Origin of the sequence: Massilia aquatica (assembly GCF_011682045.1) — a bacterium.
Lineage (GTDB): Bacteria > Pseudomonadota > Gammaproteobacteria > Burkholderiales > Burkholderiaceae_D > Telluria_A > Telluria_A aquatica.
On sequence record NZ_VVIW01000001.1, the window covers coordinates 132,811 to 150,122 of the forward strand.

The 17,312-nt window shown below is 65.2% G+C and carries 19 protein-coding genes; 14 read left to right on the forward strand and 5 right to left on the reverse strand.

Features of this window, described 5'->3' with window-relative positions; all coding sequences use genetic code 11:
* The first annotated feature begins 13 nt into the window (after positions 1 to 13).
* The 6 genes from hutH to F1609_RS00650 are packed head-to-tail and all read left to right on the forward strand — an operon-like array spanning position 14 to position 7,124.
* A complete protein-coding gene (hutH, locus tag F1609_RS00625; RefSeq protein WP_167073673.1) occupies positions 14 to 1,564 on the forward strand; it encodes a histidine ammonia-lyase in 1,551 nt (516 codons plus the stop codon).
* A gap of 45 nt (positions 1,565 to 1,609) precedes the next feature.
* Positions 1,610 to 2,398 (forward strand): N-formylglutamate deformylase, encoded by a 789-nt coding sequence (gene hutG / locus F1609_RS00630; protein WP_167073675.1) that lies wholly within the window; start codon positions 1,610 to 1,612, stop codon positions 2,396 to 2,398.
* Positions 2,395 to 3,780, forward strand: coding sequence for a formimidoylglutamate deiminase (locus F1609_RS00635; protein WP_370661581.1), 1,386 nt, complete (start codon positions 2,395 to 2,397; stop codon positions 3,778 to 3,780). The genes hutG and F1609_RS00635 overlap by 4 nt, the downstream gene beginning before the upstream one ends.
* Positions 3,777 to 4,361, forward strand: a complete 585-nt coding sequence (locus F1609_RS00640; protein WP_167073677.1) for a HutD/Ves family protein — start codon at positions 3,777 to 3,779, stop codon at positions 4,359 to 4,361. The genes F1609_RS00635 and F1609_RS00640 overlap by 4 nt, the downstream gene beginning before the upstream one ends.
* 3 nt (positions 4,362 to 4,364) lie before the next feature.
* The gene (hutI, locus tag F1609_RS00645; RefSeq protein WP_167073679.1) at positions 4,365 to 5,588 is read left to right on the forward strand and encodes an imidazolonepropionase; all 1,224 of its coding nucleotides are present in this window, start codon (positions 4,365 to 4,367) and stop codon (positions 5,586 to 5,588) included.
* A gap of 18 nt (positions 5,589 to 5,606) precedes the next feature.
* Positions 5,607 to 7,124, forward strand: coding sequence for an ABC transporter permease/substrate-binding protein (locus F1609_RS00650; RefSeq protein ID WP_370661582.1), 1,518 nt, complete (start codon positions 5,607 to 5,609; stop codon positions 7,122 to 7,124).
* 240 nt (positions 7,125 to 7,364) lie between these two features.
* On the opposite strand, the gene F1609_RS00655 is transcribed toward F1609_RS00650, so the two are convergent.
* The 3 genes from F1609_RS00655 to F1609_RS00665 all read right to left on the reverse strand — a co-directional run bounded on the left by F1609_RS00655 (position 7,365) and on the right by F1609_RS00665 (position 9,333).
* Positions 7,365 to 7,856, reverse strand: a complete 492-nt coding sequence (locus F1609_RS00655) for a GNAT family N-acetyltransferase (RefSeq protein WP_167073681.1) — start codon at positions 7,854 to 7,856, stop codon at positions 7,365 to 7,367.
* Positions 7,853 to 8,815: a DMT family transporter gene (locus F1609_RS00660; RefSeq protein WP_167073683.1), complete on the reverse strand. Its 963-nt coding sequence runs from the start codon at positions 8,813 to 8,815 to the stop codon at positions 7,853 to 7,855. Before F1609_RS00660 ends, F1609_RS00655 begins: the two co-directional genes overlap by 4 nt.
* 71 nt (positions 8,816 to 8,886) lie before the next feature.
* Positions 8,887 to 9,333, reverse strand: coding sequence for an Mpo1 family 2-hydroxy fatty acid dioxygenase (locus tag F1609_RS00665; RefSeq protein WP_167073685.1), 447 nt, complete (start codon positions 9,331 to 9,333; stop codon positions 8,887 to 8,889).
* A 79-nt stretch (positions 9,334 to 9,412) separates the two neighbouring features.
* Here F1609_RS00665 and F1609_RS00670 point away from each other — a divergent pair, with 79 nt between their 5' ends.
* The gene (locus F1609_RS00670) at positions 9,413 to 9,970 is read left to right on the forward strand and encodes a DNA-deoxyinosine glycosylase (RefSeq protein ID WP_167073687.1); all 558 of its coding nucleotides are present in this window, start codon (positions 9,413 to 9,415) and stop codon (positions 9,968 to 9,970) included.
* 28 nt (positions 9,971 to 9,998) lie between these two features.
* Here the strand turns inward: F1609_RS00670 and F1609_RS00675 are convergent, their stop codons facing one another.
* Positions 9,999 to 10,193, reverse strand: a complete 195-nt coding sequence (locus F1609_RS00675) for a type II toxin-antitoxin system VapB family antitoxin (RefSeq protein WP_167073689.1) — start codon at positions 10,191 to 10,193, stop codon at positions 9,999 to 10,001.
* A gap of 223 nt (positions 10,194 to 10,416) precedes the next feature.
* Between F1609_RS00675 and F1609_RS00680 the strand changes: the two genes are divergently transcribed.
* From F1609_RS00680 to F1609_RS00710, 7 genes are all read left to right on the forward strand, one after another.
* Positions 10,417 to 10,593, forward strand: coding sequence for a hypothetical protein (locus F1609_RS00680; RefSeq protein ID WP_167073691.1), 177 nt, complete (start codon positions 10,417 to 10,419; stop codon positions 10,591 to 10,593).
* Positions 10,594 to 10,682: 89 nt separating this feature from the next.
* Positions 10,683 to 10,859, forward strand: coding sequence for a hypothetical protein (locus tag F1609_RS00685; protein ID WP_167073692.1), 177 nt, complete (start codon positions 10,683 to 10,685; stop codon positions 10,857 to 10,859).
* 70 nt (positions 10,860 to 10,929) lie between these two features.
* Complete coding sequence (locus tag F1609_RS00690) at positions 10,930 to 11,928, forward strand: ATP-grasp domain-containing protein (protein ID WP_167073694.1); 999 nt, start codon at positions 10,930 to 10,932, stop codon at positions 11,926 to 11,928.
* Positions 11,925 to 12,809 (forward strand): SDH family Clp fold serine proteinase, encoded by an 885-nt coding sequence (locus tag F1609_RS00695; RefSeq protein ID WP_167073696.1) that lies wholly within the window; start codon positions 11,925 to 11,927, stop codon positions 12,807 to 12,809. Before F1609_RS00690 ends, F1609_RS00695 begins: the two co-directional genes overlap by 4 nt.
* Entirely contained in the window at positions 12,806 to 13,327 is a 522-nt protein-coding gene (locus F1609_RS00700) for a MauE/DoxX family redox-associated membrane protein (protein WP_167073698.1), read from the forward strand. Before F1609_RS00695 ends, F1609_RS00700 begins: the two co-directional genes overlap by 4 nt.
* Positions 13,327 to 13,893, forward strand: coding sequence for a TlpA family protein disulfide reductase (locus F1609_RS00705; RefSeq protein WP_167073700.1), 567 nt, complete (start codon positions 13,327 to 13,329; stop codon positions 13,891 to 13,893). The genes F1609_RS00700 and F1609_RS00705 overlap by 1 nt, the downstream gene beginning before the upstream one ends.
* Positions 13,890 to 15,662: an ABC transporter ATP-binding protein gene (locus F1609_RS00710; protein ID WP_370661583.1), complete on the forward strand. Its 1,773-nt coding sequence runs from the start codon at positions 13,890 to 13,892 to the stop codon at positions 15,660 to 15,662. The genes F1609_RS00705 and F1609_RS00710 overlap by 4 nt, the downstream gene beginning before the upstream one ends.
* Here F1609_RS00710 and F1609_RS00715 read toward each other — a convergent pair.
* Positions 15,659 to 17,269 (reverse strand): alkaline phosphatase D family protein, encoded by a 1,611-nt coding sequence (locus tag F1609_RS00715; protein WP_167073702.1) that lies wholly within the window; start codon positions 17,267 to 17,269, stop codon positions 15,659 to 15,661. The two genes, F1609_RS00710 and F1609_RS00715, sit on opposite strands and share 4 nt — an antisense overlap.
* Positions 17,270 to 17,312: the final 43 nt, after the last annotated feature.

Genomic DNA, 17,312 nt, shown 5'->3' on the forward strand with positions numbered 1-17,312 from the left:
CTGAAGAGCACACATGAACACGACTTCGAACAAGGGCTGGACCCTCACTCCCGGCGCCATGACCATGGCCGACCTGCGCGCCGTCTGGGCCGCGCCGGGCGCGCTCACCCTGGCGCCATCGGCTTACCCCGCCATCCTGGCCTCGGCGGCGGCGGTCGACGCCATCGTCGCCAAGGGCGATGCCGCCTACGGCATCAACACCGGTTTCGGCATCCTGGCCAAGACCCGCATCCCGGACGACAAGCTGGAAGAACTGCAGCGCAACCTGATCCTGTCGCATTCGGTCGGCACCGGCGCGCTGCTGCCGGATTCGGTGGTGCGCCTGATCGTCTTGATGAAAATCGGCAGCCTGGCGCGCGGCTTTTCCGGCGTGCGCCCGCTCATCATCGACACCCTGATCGCGCTGTACAACGCCGGCATCATGCCGGCCATCCCGGCCAAGGGTTCGGTCGGCGCCTCGGGCGACCTGGCGCCGCTGGCGCACATGACGCTCGCCATGCTGGGCGTGGGCCAGGTGCGCGTCAATGGCGAGCTGGTGGAAGCGGCGGATGCGCTCAAGGCGGCCGGCATCGCGCCGGTGGTGCTCGGCCCCAAGGAAGGCCTGGCGCTGATCAACGGCACCCAGGTGTCCACCGCGCTGGCGCTGCATGGCCTGTTCATGACCGAGCGCCTGCTGGAAGCGGCCATGGTGACCGGTTCCCTGTCGCTGGACGCGGCCAGGGGCAGCGACGCGCCGTTCGACGCGCGCGTGCATGAAGTGCGCGGCCAGCCGGGCCAGATTGCGGCGGCCGCCATCTATCGCCAGCTGGTGGCCTCGAGCGCGATCCGCGCCTCGCACCTGGTCGGCGACGAGCGCGTGCAGGACCCGTACAGCCTGCGCTGCCAGCCGCAAGTCATGGGCGCGATCATGGACCTGATCGCGAACGTCTCGCGCACCCTCCTGATCGAGGCGAATGCGGTCACCGACAATCCGCTCATTTTCGCCGACACGGGCGAGATCATCTCGGGCGGGAATTTCCACGCCGAGCCGGTCGCCTTTGCGGCCGACACGCTGGCGCTGGCGATCGCCGAAATCGGCGGCCTGGCCGAGCGCCGCATCGCGCTGCTGATCGACGCCACCTTGTCAAGCCTGCCGCCCTTCCTGGTGCGCGAGCCGGGCGTCAATTCGGGCTTCATGATCGCCCACGTCACCGCCGCCGCGCTGGCCTCGGAAAACAAGTCGCTGGCGCATCCGGCCAGCGTCGACAGCCTGCCTACCTCGGCCAACCAGGAAGACCACGTCAGCATGGCGACCTTCGCGGCGCGCCGCCTGGACGAGATGGCGCACAATACGGCGGTGATTGTCGCCATCGAGCTCTTGGCGGCGGCGCAGGGCATCGATTTCCACCGGCCGCTCACCTCCTCGCCGCACCTGGAGCACGTGCACCAGCAATTGCGCCGGAAAGTGCCGTTCTTCGATGCCGACCGTTTCTTCGCGCCCGATATCGAGGCCGCGCGCCAGATGGTGCTGAACGGCGAGTTGAGTGCGTCCTGCAAGGTGCTGTTCGCGGCGCTGTACACTTGAGCTGCTAATCAAGCAAACATGCAAAAAAGGTAAAGGTGGGCGATCATGGATTTTGACTTCAAGGCGGGCAGTATCCCTATGCTGGTGTCGATGCCGCACGTGGGCACCGACATCCCGGACGATATCGCGGCGCGCCTCTCGCCCGACGCGCTGGCGCGTCCGGATACCGACTGGCACCTGGCGCAGCTGTATGGCTTCCTGGGCGAGATGGGCGCCTCGACCCTGGCGGCGCGCTGGTCGCGCTACGTGATCGACCTCAATCGCCCGCCCGAAGACACCAACCTGTATCCGGGTCTGGACACCACCGGGCTGTGTCCGGTCGACACCTTCGCCAATACGGCGCTGTACCTGGAAGGCCAGGCGCCCGACGAACACGACGTGCGCGGACGGCTGGTGCGCTACTGGCAGCCCTACCACCGCCAGCTGCGCTCCGAAATCGACCGCCTGCTGGCGCTGCACGGCAAGGTGGTGCTGTGGGATGCGCATTCGATCGCATCAAGGGTGCCGCGCTTTTTCGAGGGCCGCCTGCCGGACCTCAATTTCGGCAGCGCCCAGGGCACGTCCTGCGCGCCGGGGCTGGAGCAGGCCGTGGTCGGCGTGGCGCAAACGCAGGACCGTTTTTCGGTGGCCGTCAATGGCCGCTTCAAGGGCGGCTACATCACGCGCCACTACGGCCAGCCGGACGTCAACGTGCACGCCATCCAGCTGGAGATGTGCCAGGTGCTGTACATGGACGAAAGCGCGCCGTTCGCCTACCGGCCCGATGTCGCGGCCGCGGTCCAGCCGCTGCTGCGCAAACTGACCGAAGCGGCGGTGGGCTGGGTGCGCAAGTGAAGGTGGCCATCAGCGAGCCGCGCGTCCTGTTTGCGCGCCAGGCGTTACTGGCCGATGGCTGGCAGCGTGACGTGCGTCTGGAATGGGATGCCGGCGGCACGCTGCTGGCGGTCACGCCGGGCGCGCGGCACGAGGACGAGCCGGTGGCGGACATCGTCTTGCCCGGCATGGTCAACCTGCATTCGCACGCCTTCCAGCGCGCCCTCGGCGGCCTGACCGAAACCGCCGGCGAAGGCCCGGACAGCTTCTGGACCTGGCGCCAGCTGATGTACCGCTTCGCGCGCAACATCACGCCGGAGCATATCGAGGCCATCGCCGCGCAGCTGTTCTCGGAATGCCTGCGCCACGGTTACACCTCGGTGTGCGAATTTCATTATGTGCAGCGCGACCAGGGTGGCGCGATGTATGCGCGTCCGGCGCACACGGCCGAACGCGTGGTCGCCGCCGCGCAGATCACCGGCATCGGCGTGACCATGCTGCCGGTCCTGTACAGCTACGCCGGCTTCGGCGACAAGCCGCTCGCGCCCGAGCAGCAGCGTTTTCGCACCGATGCCGCCGACGTGCTGCGCATCGTGGAAGCGCTTGAACCTTTGCGCGGCAGCCAGGTCGAAGTCGGGGTGGCGCCGCATTCGCTGCGCGCGGCCTCGCTGGGCCAGATCCGCGAGGTGCTGGCGGCGCTGCCGGCGGCCCGTCCGCTGCACATCCACATCGCCGAGCAGCAGGGCGAAGTCGAACAGTGCCTGGCGGCGACCGGCCAGCGCCCGGTGCGCTATTTGATGGACAAGGTGGCGCTCGACGCGCGCTGGTGCCTGGTGCACGCCACCCACCTCGACCAGGGCGAAGCCGCCGCGCTGGCCGCCAGCGGCGCCGTGGCCGGCCTGTGCCCGACCACCGAGGCCAACCTGGGCGACGGCCTGTTTCCGCTCGCGCCTTTCCTGGCGGCGGGCGGGCGCATCGGCATCGGCAGCGACAGCCATGTGTCGCAGTCGCCGGTGGAGGAATTACGCTGGCTCGAATACGGCCAGCGCCTGCTGCACCAGAAGCGCAACGTGGCGGCGTCGCCAACGCAGCGCCGCGTGGGCGACTTTCTGTGGCACAGTGCCTTGCAGGGCGGCGCGCTAGCCAGCGGACGCCCGGTCGGCGTGCTGGCGGCGGGCAAACGGGCCGACCTGCTGGTGCTCGACAGCGAGCATCCTAATCTGGCCGGCATCGGCGCGGACGATGTGCTGGGCACTGTTGTCTTCTGCGGTAACGACAATCTGGTCAGGGATGTGATGGTGGGCGGCCGCTGGGTCGTGCGCCATCGCGAGCACATTGCGCAAATGGCGATTGCGCAGCGCTACAAACAGACCATCGCCGAACTGCGCAAGCTACGACCATGACAATCCTGATCCCCTACGCCAGCCTGCAAGCGACCCCGTGGAAGAACGGCGGCGGCAGCACCACCGAAATCGCCATCTCGCCCCCTGGCGCGGGGCTCGACTCTTTTGATTGGCGCATCAGCCTGGCCACCATCGCGGCAAGCGGGCCGTTCTCGGTCTTCGAGGGCATCGACCGCACCCTGGCGCTGGTCGACGGCCCGGGCGTGACGCTCGATATCGAGGGCGACGGCCGCTTTGTGCTCGGCGAAGACGAACCGGTGCTCGAATTCGCCGGCGAAGCACAGGTGCTCGCCACCGTCGGCGCGCAGCCGACCACCGACTTTAACGTCATGACGCGGCGCGCGCGCTGCTCGCACCAACTGGGCAAGCGCAGCCTGTCGGGCATGTCCGGCTTTGCCACGCGCGCCGACCTGACCATCCTGTTCCTGGCCGAGGGCGAGAGCCTGGAAGTGAGCAGCGACGACCAGCGCATCGGCATGGTGCGCTACGACGCCATGCTGTTCGATGGCGACGCCACCTGGACCCTGGAAGCCGGCCAGGCGACGATCTTCATCGTCGATATCTACTTTCACGAGGACTGACCGATGACGCTTTGCGACGCGCTCTATACCAATGTACACCTGGCCACCATGGAGCAGGGCTACGGCGAACTGCGCGACGGCGCCATTGCGGTAACCAATGGACGGATTGCCTGGCTCGGGCCGCGCGCCGACGCGCCGCCGGCGACAAGCGTGCACGATGGCGGCGGCTGCTGGCTCACGCCCGGCCTCATCGACTGCCACACCCACATTGTCCACGCCGGCAACCGCAGCGACGAATTCGAAGCGCGCCTGAACGGCGCCACCTATGAAGACATCGCCAACGCCGGCGGCGGCATCATGTCCACCGTGCGCGCCACCCGCGCCGCCTCCGAAGACGAGCTGCTGCGCCAGAGCCTGCCGCGCGTGGCAAGCCTGCTGGCCGAAGGCGTGACCACGCTCGAAATCAAGTCCGGCTACGGCCTCACCCTGGACGACGAGGCCAAGATGCTGCGCGCGGCGCGCCGCGTGGCGCAGGTGCTGCCGGTTAGCGTGTCGGCCACGTTCCTGGGCGCGCACGCGCTGCCGCCCGAATTTGCCGGCCGCGCCGACGATTATGTGGACGAGATCTGCCAGCGCATGTTGCCGCAACTGGCAGCCCTGGGCCTGGCCGACGCGGTCGACGCCTTTTGCGAGCGCATCGGCTTCACCACTGCCCAGACCGAGCGCATTTTCGAGGCGGCGCGGCGCCACGGCATGCCGGTCAAGCTGCATGCGGAGCAGTTGTCGGACCAGGGCGGGGCCGAACTGGTGGCGCGCTTCGGCGGCCTGTCGGCCGATCACCTGGAGCATCTGAGCCTGGCGGGCATCGACGCCATGGCGGCGTCCGGCACGGTGGCGGTGCTGCTGCCGGGCGCTTACTACTTCCTGCGCGATACCGTGCAGCCGCCCGTGACGGCGCTGCGCGCGGCCGGCGTGCCGATGGCGGTGGCCACCGACTGCAATCCCGGCACCTCGCCGATGACCTCGATCCTGCTGGCGATGAACATGGCCTGCACCCTGTGGCGCCTCACGCCCCGGGAAGCGCTGGCCGGCGCCACCATCCACGCCGCGCGCGCGCTTGGCCTGGAGGCGGAGATCGGCTCGCTGGCGCCCGGTAAGCGCGCCGATTTCGCGCTGTGGGACATCGCGCGCCCGGCCGACCTGTCATACGCGATCGGCTTTAACCCCTGCCGCGCTGTCGTCAATGCGGGCGTGCTGCGCAAACCGGTGGTAAGCTTGCCCGATTAATTTTGTCGGGAGAGTGCCGTGCGCACCTTTTTTGCCACGGCCTTGCGGTCGCTATCCATCTTTACGCTCCTCGTCGGGGGCGCCGCCACGGCGGCCGGCGGCGACGCCCTGCGCGTCGGGTCCAAGCGCTTTACCGAGTCGTACATCCTGGGCGAAGTGCTGACCCAGACTGCGAACGCGCAAGGCAAGGCCGAACACCGCCAGGGCCTGGGCAATACGGCCATCGTGCTGGCCGCGCTGCAGGCCGGCAGCATCGACGTGTACCCCGAATATATGGGCACGATCGACCTCGAAATCCTCAAGAACGCCAGCGCCAGTTCGCTCGACGAGATGCGCGCCGCTTTGAAACCCATGGGCCTGGGCGTGGCGGTGCCGCTCGGGTTTAATAATACCTACGCGTTGGCCATGCGCGCCGACAGCAAGGATGTCGCGAGCCTGTCCGACCTGGCGCGCCAGCCGGGGCTCAAGCTGGGCCTGTCGCACGAATTCATCGGCCGCGCCGACGGCTGGCCGGGCCTCAGGCAGCGCTATGGCTTGCCGCACACCCCGCGCGGGCTCGATCACGGCATCGCCTACGAAGCCCTGGCGCAGCGCCAGGTCGACCTGATCGACATCTACTCGACCGACGCCAAGATCCGTCAATACGGCCTGCGCGTGCTCAAGGACGACCTGGGCTATTTTCCACGCTACGACGCCATGCTGTTGTACCGGCTCGACGCGCCGCAGCGCTTCCCGACGCAGTGGGCCGCCATCGCCAGGCTGGAAGGGCGCATCAGCGCCGAACAGATGATCGCCATGAACGCGCAGGTCGAACTGGAAGGGAAGAGTTTTGCCGCCGTGGCGAAGAACTGGCTGACCCCGGCCAGCGCTGTGCAAGGTCCTGCGCAAGGTCCCGCGCAAGGTCCTGCACGCCTTGGGCTGATGGCCAAAATGTTCGACGCCAGCCTGTGGACCCTGACGCGCCAGCACGTGCTGCTGGTGCTGGCGTCCGTCATCCTGGCCTGCCTGGTCGGCATTCCGCTCGGGATCGTGGCCGCCTTTGCGCCGCGCCTGCGCCAAACGGTGCTGGCGCTGGCCGGGGTGCTGCAAACGGTGCCGTCGCTGGCCTTGCTGGCGATCCTGATTCCGGTGCTGGGCATGATCGGCACCGTGCCGGCTTTGGTCGCCCTGTTTGTGTACGCGCTGCTGCCGATCGTGCGCAATACCTGCACTGGCCTTTTGGGCGTGCCACAGGGCTTGCGCACGGCGGCGCAGGCGCTGGGACTGGGCCGGCGCGCCACCTTGATCGATGTCGAGCTGCCGCTGGCGCTGCCGGTGATCCTGGCGGGCATCAAGACGGCGGCGGTGATGAGCGTGGGCACGGCGACGATCGCGGCCTTTATCGGCGCGGGCGGCTTTGGCGAGCGCATCACGATTGGCCTCGCGCTCAACGATAACGATATGTTGCTGGCTGGGGCGATTCCGGCGGCGCTGCTGGCCTTGCTGACGCAGGGCCTGTTTGAAGCAGGAGAACGCTTGATTGCGCGCCGCAATTAGTGTTGCGGGCTTGTTCCATCAGCGCTGCGGCTTGCGCGGCGTCAAATGCGAAGAATCTCAGAGGGTAATAATTGCTTACAACACCTTACGTATCTAAACAGAGGTAAGCAATTGTAAAGGCCCGCCCAATCGTTGCAAGCGGCAACTATAGTGAAGCCGTAGATTGTCTCCAGTCTCCCCTCCCCATTCTAAACAAATGGGTTTGCCCACGGTGATGTTATCCCGTGGGCTTTTTCTTTTTCAGGCCGCCGCCAGCTTGGCCAGCGCCTCGCCGTCGACGCGGCAGATGCGCCAGTCCGGCAAGATCTGCGCACCGACGTTCTTGTAAAAGTTGATGGCATTCTCGTTCCAGTCCAGCACCGACCACTCGAAACGCCCGCACTGCCGTTCGACCGCCAGTTGCGCCAGCGCGGCCAGCATCTGCTTGCCGTAGCCCTTGCCGCGATGGACTTGTTTGACGTACAGGTCTTCCAGGTACAGGCCCTTGCGCGTGAGGAAGGTGGAAAAATTGTGGAAGAACAAGGCGAAACAGGCGACCTCGCCATCTTCCTCGCCGACCAGCGCTTCGCACGATGGATGCGGGCCGAATAGCGCATCGTGCAACTGCGCTTCGGTGGCCACGACCAGGTGCTCGAGTTTTTCGAACACGGCCAGCTCGACAATCATGCCGTAAATGTGGGCAACGTCGGACGGCTGCGCCGGGCGGATGGTAAAAGTGTGATCGGTCGTCATGGAACCTCGGGAATGGCGGCCAGGCTTGCTGCTGGCGCGGGTTGGGGTGAAGGGGAAGGGGCCGACGCTGCGGCAGGCGCGCGCAGTGCCCACGCCACGCTGGCCAGGCAGACGGCCATGCCCAGCCATTCGACCGGACCCGGGCGGTAATGTTCAAGCTGGATCGACAGCAGCACGGAAATGACGGGCGTGACCACGCCGATGTACACGGCTTTCGCCGAGCCGATGCGGTTGATCAGGGTGAAGTAGGCGTTGAAGGCGATCACCGAACCGAACAGCGACAGGTACAGCAGCGCCATCCAGTAGCGCGGCGCGCGCGGCAGTACGAATGGCTGGCCGGTGGCGAGCGCCCAGGCGACCACCATCGCGGTGCCCCAGAACATCGACCAGGCCATGGTCAGCATGAGGTTCGATGATTGTTCGCGCACTTTGGCGACCACCACCGTGCCGGCCGAGCTGGCAATGGTGGCGACCAGCGCCAGGATCAGGCCGAGCAGGAAATGGCCGGTGCCGCCGCCGGCGATTTCTTTCCAGGCGCCCGCGATTGAGTTGTAGAACAGCATCGTCACGCCGACAACGGAAATCATGCCCGCCGCCCAGGTGCGCCAGGAAATCGGCGTGCCGAACGCGATGCGGCTGCAGATCGGGGTCCAGAACACCATCAGCGCGAACAGCACCGCCACCAGGCCCGACACCAAATATTGCTCGGAACCATAAGTGCACACGTAGGACAGGGCGAAGGTGAAAAACCCTTGCAGCATCACCCAGCGCTGGGCGCGCCATGGCAGGCGCAGCTTGTCGCCGCGCAGCAGGCACCAGGTGAACAGGGTGGCCGAGGCCAGCCCGAAGCGGTACACCACCGACACCGCCGGCGCGACTTCGCCCAGCTGCAAGGTAATGGCAAAAAAGGTGGAGCCCCAGATCAGGGCCGCGATCGCGAAGAGGAGTGGAGATGACATGCGGAAAGTATACGGTGATTCGGAACTTTCTGCCGGTCATCCTCAATTCGCCATCGGGCGCGGAAAAATGCCTACCAGGCCAGGTTGAGGCGCCGGTACAGGAAGCTCAGCACGAACAGCGGGCCAATCAGCAGGAAGCGCAGGTCGTCAAAGAACGATGGCTTTTTGCCCTCGATCTTGTGGCCGATAAACTGTCCGATCCAGGCCAGTACGAAGATCGCCAGCGAGAGCGGCAGCACGGTGGCCGGCGGCATCAGGCTGAGCAGCCCGAGCATCAGGGCCGACATCGCCAGCATGCCGGCCGCAAACGGCTTCGATAACTGGAAGTAATAGCACAGCGACAGCACAGTAACGGCCACGGCAGCGAACGGGTGGACCCACCAGATAATGCCGAGCAGGGTGAACACGATCACCGGCACGCAGACGAAGTGAATCAGCTCGTTGGTGTGGTTCAGGTGGCTTTCGCTGTATTTGGCGAGCAAGGTATCGATGGCGCGCGGCTGGGAAGCTTGGTCCATGGGAGTCTCCGGATTTTGTTGTTGTGGTTGGCTTGCCGGACGATTCTACACCTCTCTTGCGGCCTGCTAGAATCGCGCCATGAACGATTTTCAGCCTGCCAATGTCGAAGCCGATGGCGATGCGCTCAAGCGCTGTTTTGCGCCGGTGGCCGATGCCAACACCCGTATTCTTGTGCTCGGCAGCCTGCCGGGCGAACGCTCGCTCGCGCAGCAGCAATATTATGGCAATCGCCAGAACCGCTTCTGGGCCTTGATGTCGGAAGTCACCGGCGTCGACCTGGTGGCGCGCGATTACGAGGCGCGCCTGGCGGCCTTGCTGGCGCACGGCATCGGCCTGTGGGACGTGGTGGCGCAAGCCCGCCGCGAGGGCAGTCTCGACAGCCAGATTCGCGGCCATGTGGGCAACGACCTGGCGGGGCTGGTGCTGAGCCTGCCGCAGCTGACGACGATTGCTTTCAATGGCGGCACGGCGGCGCGCCTGGGCATCAAGGCGCTGGGCGACCTGGCGCAGCGCTATCGCATCGTCAACCTGCCGTCGAGCAGTCCGGCGTACACGGCGCCGTATGCGGAGAAATTGCTGGTGTGGCGGACGCTGGAAGATGATGTGACTCGCCCGGCCAGCAGCAGCCTGAAATAATCAATCCACACGCTTGAATCGACCAGCGTCACCGGTCAGTCCGTATGGCATCGAGGTCGCCTTCCCACATCAGCTTCCCGCGAAGTTGACGTATTTTTTCCTGTTGATGAAGGCGTAGAATCGTTCGTAATCCTGGTTCCACCACCTCACGTTTGGTCTTCAGTCCGGTCAACTGGAGCGTTTCCTCCAACAACTTTTCATCAATCAAAATGCTCGTTCGCATGATGGTCTCGCTTGATCAGGTCTACCTATGCTAGACCTGAGTGGCACGCGCCGCAATGGCGTTTCGCTCTTACGTGTCGCGCCACAATACCACTTATGCAATTTGCATTAACCATAGAATAATATTTATCTTGACGCAATTTTGACATGCGACTAGGATTTCCTTGCCGCTATAAGCGGTACACCGTTGGATTGAATTTCGCTATTTTTTGAAAGATACGAAAATGAAAAATCAAAATGGAATGAAAACGTTCGCGTTCAAGCTGGCCGAGAAAAAAACCAAGGAAGCAAAACCCGCACCACAGTGGCAAGCGCGCGAAGGCGTCGCCAGCGCCGGCTGCTCCGGTCCGGATGCCCGCGGCGACCGCCGTCCAGGCCGCGACAACGGTATCTATTGCTGACAGATTCGCTGGATAAACAGCCTTGCTCACCGCAAGGCTTTTTTTATCCGAACTGCTGTCCTCCACATCACTTTTTGAAAGACCGATCCATGGAAAAGCAAGAGAACACCAAGCTGTTTGCCTTCAAGCTCGCTGAAAAGAAAGCCAAAGAAGCCAAGCCAGCCCCGCAATGGAAACTGCGCGACGGCGTCGCCAGCGCCGGCTGCTCGGGCGAAGACCAGCGTGCCGATGGTTACTGGGGCCGCGATCTGGGCGTCTGGTGCTGATCGCCTGATATCGCAGCAAGCCCTGCTCTCTCGGGCAGGGCGTTTTCCGTTGACCTCTTCAAAGCGGTATATGGCGAAAAAGGTTTTGATTGTCAGTAACAGCGCCGACCTGCATGTCGACCTGCTCATCCCCATCCTGCACGCGAAGGGATGCGCGGCCTTCCGCATCGACCTCGATTGCTTCCCGCGCGATTACCAGAGCGCGCAATGGTTTGCCGCAGGCAGCCTGCGCCAGTGGATCCGCCACCTGCCCTCGGGCGTGGCGCTCGACCTGGCCGAGGTGGGCGCGATCTGGAGCCGCAAGCCGGCCGAATTCAGTTTTCTCAGTCCCGACCTGGGCGTGCAGGAACGCATCTACGCCAGGGCCGAAACCGAACAGGCGCTGTTCGGCATGCTCTACACGCTCGACTGCTTCTGGATGAGCCATCCGCTGGCCTTGCGCGGCGCCATGTGGAAGGGCGAGCAATTGCAGCGCGCCGCGCGCATGGGTTTTCGCATTCCCGCGTCGCTGACCACCAATTCGCCCGCCGAAGTAAGAGCCTTCCGCGCCAGTATTGACGGCCCGATGATCTTCAAGGCCCTGTCCAGCCCCAATCTGGGCGGCGAAGACCTGGACGATGACGAGCGCGTGGCGCAGGGCATCGGCACCACCCTGGTCGATGACGCCATGCTGGAACAACTGGACTCGGTGGGCGAGCTGGCCTGCCATTTTCAGGAGTACATTCCCAAACTGTACGAACTGCGCGTGACGATCATCGGCGAGCGCGTGTTCGCGGCCAGGATCCATTCGCAGGACGACGAGCGCACCGCCATCGATTCGCGCGATATGTCGGCCGATATCCTGTACGAGGCGACCGTCCTGCCGGACGCGCTGCGCGAGCGCTGCCTGGCGTTCGTGCGCAGCTACGGCTTGCCATACAGTGCGCTGGACCTGATCGTCACGCCCGATGAGGACATCGTTTTCCTGGAAAATAATCCGGTCGGCCAGTTTCTCTACATCGAACAGTTGATTCCCGCATTCGCCATGCTCGACGCGCTGGCCGACCGACTCATTGAGGAGTGCGCATGACCCAGTCACACCGTTTTCCCGTGCGTGAGCAGATCAAGGAGATCGAAGCGCTGCGCAACAGCCGCGTGCTGGTATTGGCGGCCTCGAACCTGGACATGGAAATCCTGCCGGCCTTGTATGAACAGTGCCGCGGCATTGGCCGGGTGGCGCGCCTGGACGTGGTGCTGCAATGCCGCGGCGGCATCGTCAACGCGGCGCGCCGCATCGCGCTGCTGCTGCGCCAGTTCAGCGAGCACCTGGCGTTCATCGTGCCGTATCACTGCGAGTCCTCGGCCACCATCCTGGCGCTGGCGGCCGATGAAATCATCGCTGGCGACCTGGCCATGTTTTCGCCGATCGACCCGCACCTGCACGGCGGTAGCGGCGACGACAGCGCCGCCTCGTCGTTTTCGTGCCAGGACATCAAGATGTTCGGCGCCATGAGCGAGGAGTGGTTCGGCGTCAGTTCCGATGAAGCGCGCCTGCAGTCGCTTGGTCTACTTTGCAGCAGCATCTTCCCGCCGACCCTCACCGCGTTTTACCGCAGCACCCAGGAAGTCATGCGGATCGGCGAAGAGCTGCTGCGCTTTCACATGCCCGACAAACCCGAGGCCTTCCGCCAGGATGTGGTCAAGGAACTGATGTTCGGCTACTACTCGCATAACTACGCGCTCACGCGCGAGGAGCTGGCGAAACTTGGCTTGAACATCCGGCGCGAAGCACAGGTGGAAGACTGCGCCTGGCGCATGTCGCGCGTGCTGCAAACGATCGTCGGCGGCGGCCTGCGCGAATCGGCCGAGGCACCGTGGAACGATGTGCTGCTGGCCACGCGCGACGGCGGCATGCTGCGCGAACAGCACAGCGGCGCCTTTCTGCCGCGCTGGAGCAAGCTGGCCGTATGACCGCCGCAGCCTACCTGGCGGAGATCATCCGCTTCTTCACCGCGTTTTTTCTGGTGTGCGCCGCCATCGGCAAACTGCGCACCCTGGCCGCGTTCGCGCATAATCTGGTCGAGTCGTTCGGCGTGAAGCGGCAGGCGGCCGCGCTGCTGGCACCGGCCGTCATCGCGCTTGAGGCCCTGCTGGCGGGCCTGATCCTGGCCGGCGGCGGCATCGGCCGCTTCGGCATGGCGGCCGCCCTGGTGCTGTTCGTGCTGCTGACGGCGCTCGTCGGCTACCGTTACGTGGTCGAAGGCAGCGTCAAATGCAGCTGCTTCGGCGAGAGTGAACGGCCGGTATCGGGCTACGATCTGCTGCGTAATGGCCTGGTCATCGCCAGCATCGGCGCCTGCCTGGCATTCTCCGGCGGCGCCGTTTTCGGCAAAAAGGAAAGCGTGCTGGCCGCCGCGCTGGCGGCAATTGCCACCATCGGCGCGATCGGCTTCCACGACCTTGCCCGTACCTTCAAGCGGAGCGCCTGATGGATAGCGACGTCCTGGCCGTCATCCTGCTGCTGCTGGCGCTGAGCGTGGCCCTCAACCTCAAGCTGTCCTTGCAACTCCTGAACCTCGTGAACGGTCTGAGTGCCGCCGCAAAGGCGGCATCGATGCTGCCGCTGGGCGAAGCGCTCGACGCCTTCAGCGGCAAACGCCTGGCCAACGGCGCGCCGCTCACGGTGGGCGACGACGGCCAGCCGGCGGTGCTGCTGTTCCTGTCCAGCGCCTGTCCCAAATGCCGCCACAAGCTGCCCGAAATCGCGCGCCTGGCGCCGCTGGCGCGCGAGGCCGGCGTGGCGCTCTGGCTGGTCAGCCTGGAGCCGGGCTGGCGCCTGCGCCGCTTCCTGCAAGCGACCGCGCTGGCCGGCAGCACCGTGCGCGTCTCCAGCGCCGACTACGAGATGCTCAACCCGCTCATGTCGTCGCCTTCCTACCTGTTCGTCAGCCAGGCCGGCACGCTGGACGCGCGCGGCATGATCGGCGACGACGACTGGCGCAGCTTTTGCGAACAGATGGACGAGCTGCCGATGGCGCAAGAGGCAAACGCGTGAGCAGGCCGTCGCCCCATCTGGACCGCCTGCGCCTGCTGCGCCCCTTCGCCGGGCGCCTGTGCGCGGGCCTGGCGTGCATGGCGGTGACGGTGCTGATCCAGCTGGCCTACCCGAAGGCGCTGTCGTACTTCATCGATAACATCAACATGAGGAAGGACATGGCGTGGTTCAGCTCACTGGCCTTGACCATGCTGGCCGTGCTGGCGCTGCAGGCCGTGGCGGCCACCGCGCGCTATTACATTTTCGAGTCGACCGGCTACATGATCGTCACGCGCATCCGGCGCCAGTTGTATGCGGCGCTGATCGCGCAGCCGATCCGCTTCTACGACAAGCACCACGTCGGCGAACTGACCAACCGCCTCACGGCCGATGTCGACATCCTGCACGACACGCTGACCATGGGCATGGCCGTGTCGCTGCGCTGCCTGTGCGTGTTCATCGGCGGCGTGGTGATGCTCTTGACGATTTCGCCGGTCCTCTCCCTGATGCTGGTGGTCTTTTTGCCGGCGACCCTGTTCATCGGCAAAATGACGGGCAAGGTGTACCGCAAGCGCGCCAGCCTGATGCAGGACGGCCAGGCCGACTGCGGCAAGGTCGCCCACGAACACCTGTCGAATATCCGCCTGGTGCACGCCTTCAGCCAGCAAGGTACCGCGCGCGCACGCTACGCCGGCGCGACCGAAAACGCGTTGTCGCTATCGGTATCGAGCAGCGCGCTGTTTGCACTGTTTCGCGGCGGCTCGTCGTTCCTGGTGTACCTGGCGCTGCTGGGCACCTTGTGGTTCGGCGCGCGCCTGATCGGGCAGGGCGCGCTGACGGTGGGCGAGCTGACCGCCTTCATCCTGTACGCCAGCATGGTGACCGAAGCGGCGGGCGCCATCGGCGAATTCTGGAATACGTGGATGCGCACCATCGGCGCCACCGAATGGATCTTCAAGGTCATCAACAGCGAACGCGCGCAGGAGGCCGCGCCCGGTGCCGATGTGCATGTGCAGGGCAGGCTGGCATTCGAGAACGTGGTGTTCGCGTATCCCGGGCGGCCCGATACGGCGGCACTGAACGGCATCGATTTTTCCATCGCCGCCGGCGAGACGATTGCGCTGGTCGGCGCATCGGGCGCCGGCAAATCGACCATCGCCAGCCTGATCCTCGGTTTCTACCAGCCCGAGCGCGGCAGCATCCTGTTCGACGGCGTCGACGCGCGCGCCATGCCGCTGGCGGGCCTTCGCAGCAAGCTGGCGATCGTGGAGCAGGAGCCATCGCTGTTCTCGGGCAGCATCTTCGAGAACATCGCGTTCGCGGTGGCGGAACGGGAAGTCACCCTGGACGAAGTGAAGGCGGCGGCCAGCCTGGCCTATGCCCACGATTTCATCAGCGCCTTCGCGGATGGCTACGACACCGTGGTCGGCGAGCGTGGCGCGCAACTGTCGGGCGGGCAGAAACAGCGCATTGCGATTGCGCGCGCCCTGCTGCGCGATCCGCGCATATTGATTCTGGACGAAGCGACCAGCGCGCTCGATTCGGCCAGCGAACTGCAAGTCCAGCGCGCGCTCGACACCTTGATGCAGGGGCGCACCACGATCATCATCGCGCACCGCTTTTCCACCATCGTCAAGGCCGACCGCATTTTGGTGCTGGAGCAGGGCCGGCTGGCGCAGCAGGGCACGCACGCGCAACTGGTGGCGCAGGAGGGCTTGTACTTCCACCTGATGCGCCACCAGCTGGCGCGCGCCGGCACGGAACCGGCAGCGGAACCGGCAGCTGCTTAAACCCCCGCTGCCGGCAGCGTTTTGCTGAACTGCGATACGCCATTCAAGTCGAACAGGTCGACCTTCATGGCTTTCGACTGCGGGTCGATATTGACTTCGCCGAAGAACTGGTAGCCGGCGAACGGCGACGAGTTCTGGATCGGCGGCGCCTTGGCAAACACCTCGGTCGGGCCGAACGTCATATCGAGTTTGCCCGGACCGAAGGCGCCGGCATTCATCGGGCCGGCCACGAATTCCCAGAACGGCGCAAAGTCGGTGAAGTGCGCCTTGGCCGGGTCGTAGTAATGGGCCGCGCAGTAATGCACGTCGGTGGTGATCCAGACCACGTTCGGCACCGCCTTGATGCCCTTGAGCAGGCGCGCCATTTCCAGTTCGCGTCCCGAGGCCGGGCCGCTCACGCCATTGGCCACCGCTTCCCACATCGCCACGCCCTTGGCGTCCTTGCCGTCGGCCACTTCCAGCCCGATCGGCATGTCCGACGAGATGACCTTCCAGGTCGCTTTCGAGGCGGTCAGCTCGGCGATCAGCCAGTCCACCTGGGCCGAGCCGAGGATGGCCGAACTGGCGTTTTCCTCGGTTTGCAGATTGGTGCTGTTCGGACCGCGGTAGCTGCGCATGTCGATCACGAACACGTCGAGCAGCGGACCGTAGCCAATGCTGCGGTAGATGCGCTGGGGTTCGGCCTGTTTGTAGAAGCGCATCGGCGCGTATTCCAGGAAGGCGCGGCGGCCGCGTTCGGCCAGGGTGGCGACGTTCTTTTCCTTGTAGCGGGCATCAAACGTCAGGTCCTTGGCGCCGCTGTAGTTGTTGGTCACTTCATGGTCGTCCCACTGCCAGATCTGCGGCACCTGCGCGGCGAATTTACGGAAATTCAGGTCGAGCGTGTTGTACGAGTGGCGGCCACGGAATTCCTTGAGCGTCTCGGCGACCTTGCTCACTTCTTCGGTGACGATGCTTTTCCAGATCTGGCCGTTTTCGGCCTTCGCTTCGGCCGCGATCGGGCCGTCGGCGTAGACCGTGTCGCCGTTATGGATGAAGAAATCCGGATCGCGCTTGCGCATCGATTCGTACATGCGCACGCCGCCGAAGTCGGTGTTGATGCCCCAGCCCTGGCCGGCCTGGTCGCCGCTCCAGTGGAAGCGGATGGCGCGCTTGCCGTCGGCCTGCGGCATGGTGCGGAACTGGCCCGACACAGCTTCGCTCTCGATGCGGCCATTGGCCGGGTCGACGTACTTCACGCGCACGAACACGGTCTGGCCGGCGGGCAGGCCGGACAAATCCACGCGCGAGGTGAAGTCGGTGGCCTCGGTGGCGGTGGGGCCGATAATGCGGCTGGCGTTGGTGAAGCGCTCGCTGGTGTCGTATTCGACGATCATCTGGGCATTGCGGTCGCTGCGGCTCCAGATCACGGCGCGCTCGCCGGTCACGTCGCCGAACTGGATCCCGGAGGGCAGCTTGGGCCGTTCGGCTTCGCTCGGGACGATGGCCGGGGCCGGGGAGTCCGAGCCGCCGCAGGCCGACAGCAGCAGCGAACCATTGAGGGCGGTGCCGCCGGCGATGATGCCGCCGCGCGTGAGGAAACCGCGGCGTGAAAGTGTTGAGGTCATGAAGGCTCCAGTGAAGAATGGCTGGAAGTCTAGAGCCTGTTTG

What these genes read in the sequence shown, in the direction of transcription:
- F1609_RS00695 (WP_167073696.1), top strand. Translation starts at nt 11,925, where the DNA reads ATGACCCAGTCACACCGTTTTCCCGTGCGTGAGCAGATCAAGGAGATC.
- F1609_RS00690 (WP_167073694.1), top strand. Translation starts at nt 10,930, where the DNA reads ATGGCGAAAAAGGTTTTGATTGTCAGTAACAGCGCCGACCTGCATGTC.
- F1609_RS00665 (WP_167073685.1), bottom strand. Translation starts at nt 9,333, where the DNA reads ATGGACCAAGCTTCCCAGCCGCGCGCCATCGATACCTTGCTCGCCAAA.
- F1609_RS00685 (WP_167073692.1), top strand. Translation starts at nt 10,683, where the DNA reads ATGGAAAAGCAAGAGAACACCAAGCTGTTTGCCTTCAAGCTCGCTGAA.
- F1609_RS00655 (WP_167073681.1), bottom strand. Translation starts at nt 7,856, where the DNA reads ATGACGACCGATCACACTTTTACCATCCGCCCGGCGCAGCCGTCCGAC.
- F1609_RS00715 (WP_167073702.1), bottom strand. Translation starts at nt 17,269, where the DNA reads ATGACCTCAACACTTTCACGCCGCGGTTTCCTCACGCGCGGCGGCATC.
- hutH (WP_167073673.1), top strand. Translation starts at nt 14, where the DNA reads ATGAACACGACTTCGAACAAGGGCTGGACCCTCACTCCCGGCGCCATG.
- hutI (WP_167073679.1), top strand. Translation starts at nt 4,365, where the DNA reads ATGACGCTTTGCGACGCGCTCTATACCAATGTACACCTGGCCACCATG.
- F1609_RS00680 (WP_167073691.1), top strand. Translation starts at nt 10,417, where the DNA reads ATGAAAAATCAAAATGGAATGAAAACGTTCGCGTTCAAGCTGGCCGAG.
- F1609_RS00670 (WP_167073687.1), top strand. Translation starts at nt 9,413, where the DNA reads ATGAACGATTTTCAGCCTGCCAATGTCGAAGCCGATGGCGATGCGCTC.
- F1609_RS00700 (WP_167073698.1), top strand. Translation starts at nt 12,806, where the DNA reads ATGACCGCCGCAGCCTACCTGGCGGAGATCATCCGCTTCTTCACCGCG.
- F1609_RS00660 (WP_167073683.1), bottom strand. Translation starts at nt 8,815, where the DNA reads ATGTCATCTCCACTCCTCTTCGCGATCGCGGCCCTGATCTGGGGCTCC.
- F1609_RS00705 (WP_167073700.1), top strand. Translation starts at nt 13,327, where the DNA reads ATGGATAGCGACGTCCTGGCCGTCATCCTGCTGCTGCTGGCGCTGAGC.
- F1609_RS00640 (WP_167073677.1), top strand. Translation starts at nt 3,777, where the DNA reads ATGACAATCCTGATCCCCTACGCCAGCCTGCAAGCGACCCCGTGGAAG.
- F1609_RS00675 (WP_167073689.1), bottom strand. Translation starts at nt 10,193, where the DNA reads ATGCGAACGAGCATTTTGATTGATGAAAAGTTGTTGGAGGAAACGCTC.
- hutG (WP_167073675.1), top strand. Translation starts at nt 1,610, where the DNA reads ATGGATTTTGACTTCAAGGCGGGCAGTATCCCTATGCTGGTGTCGATG.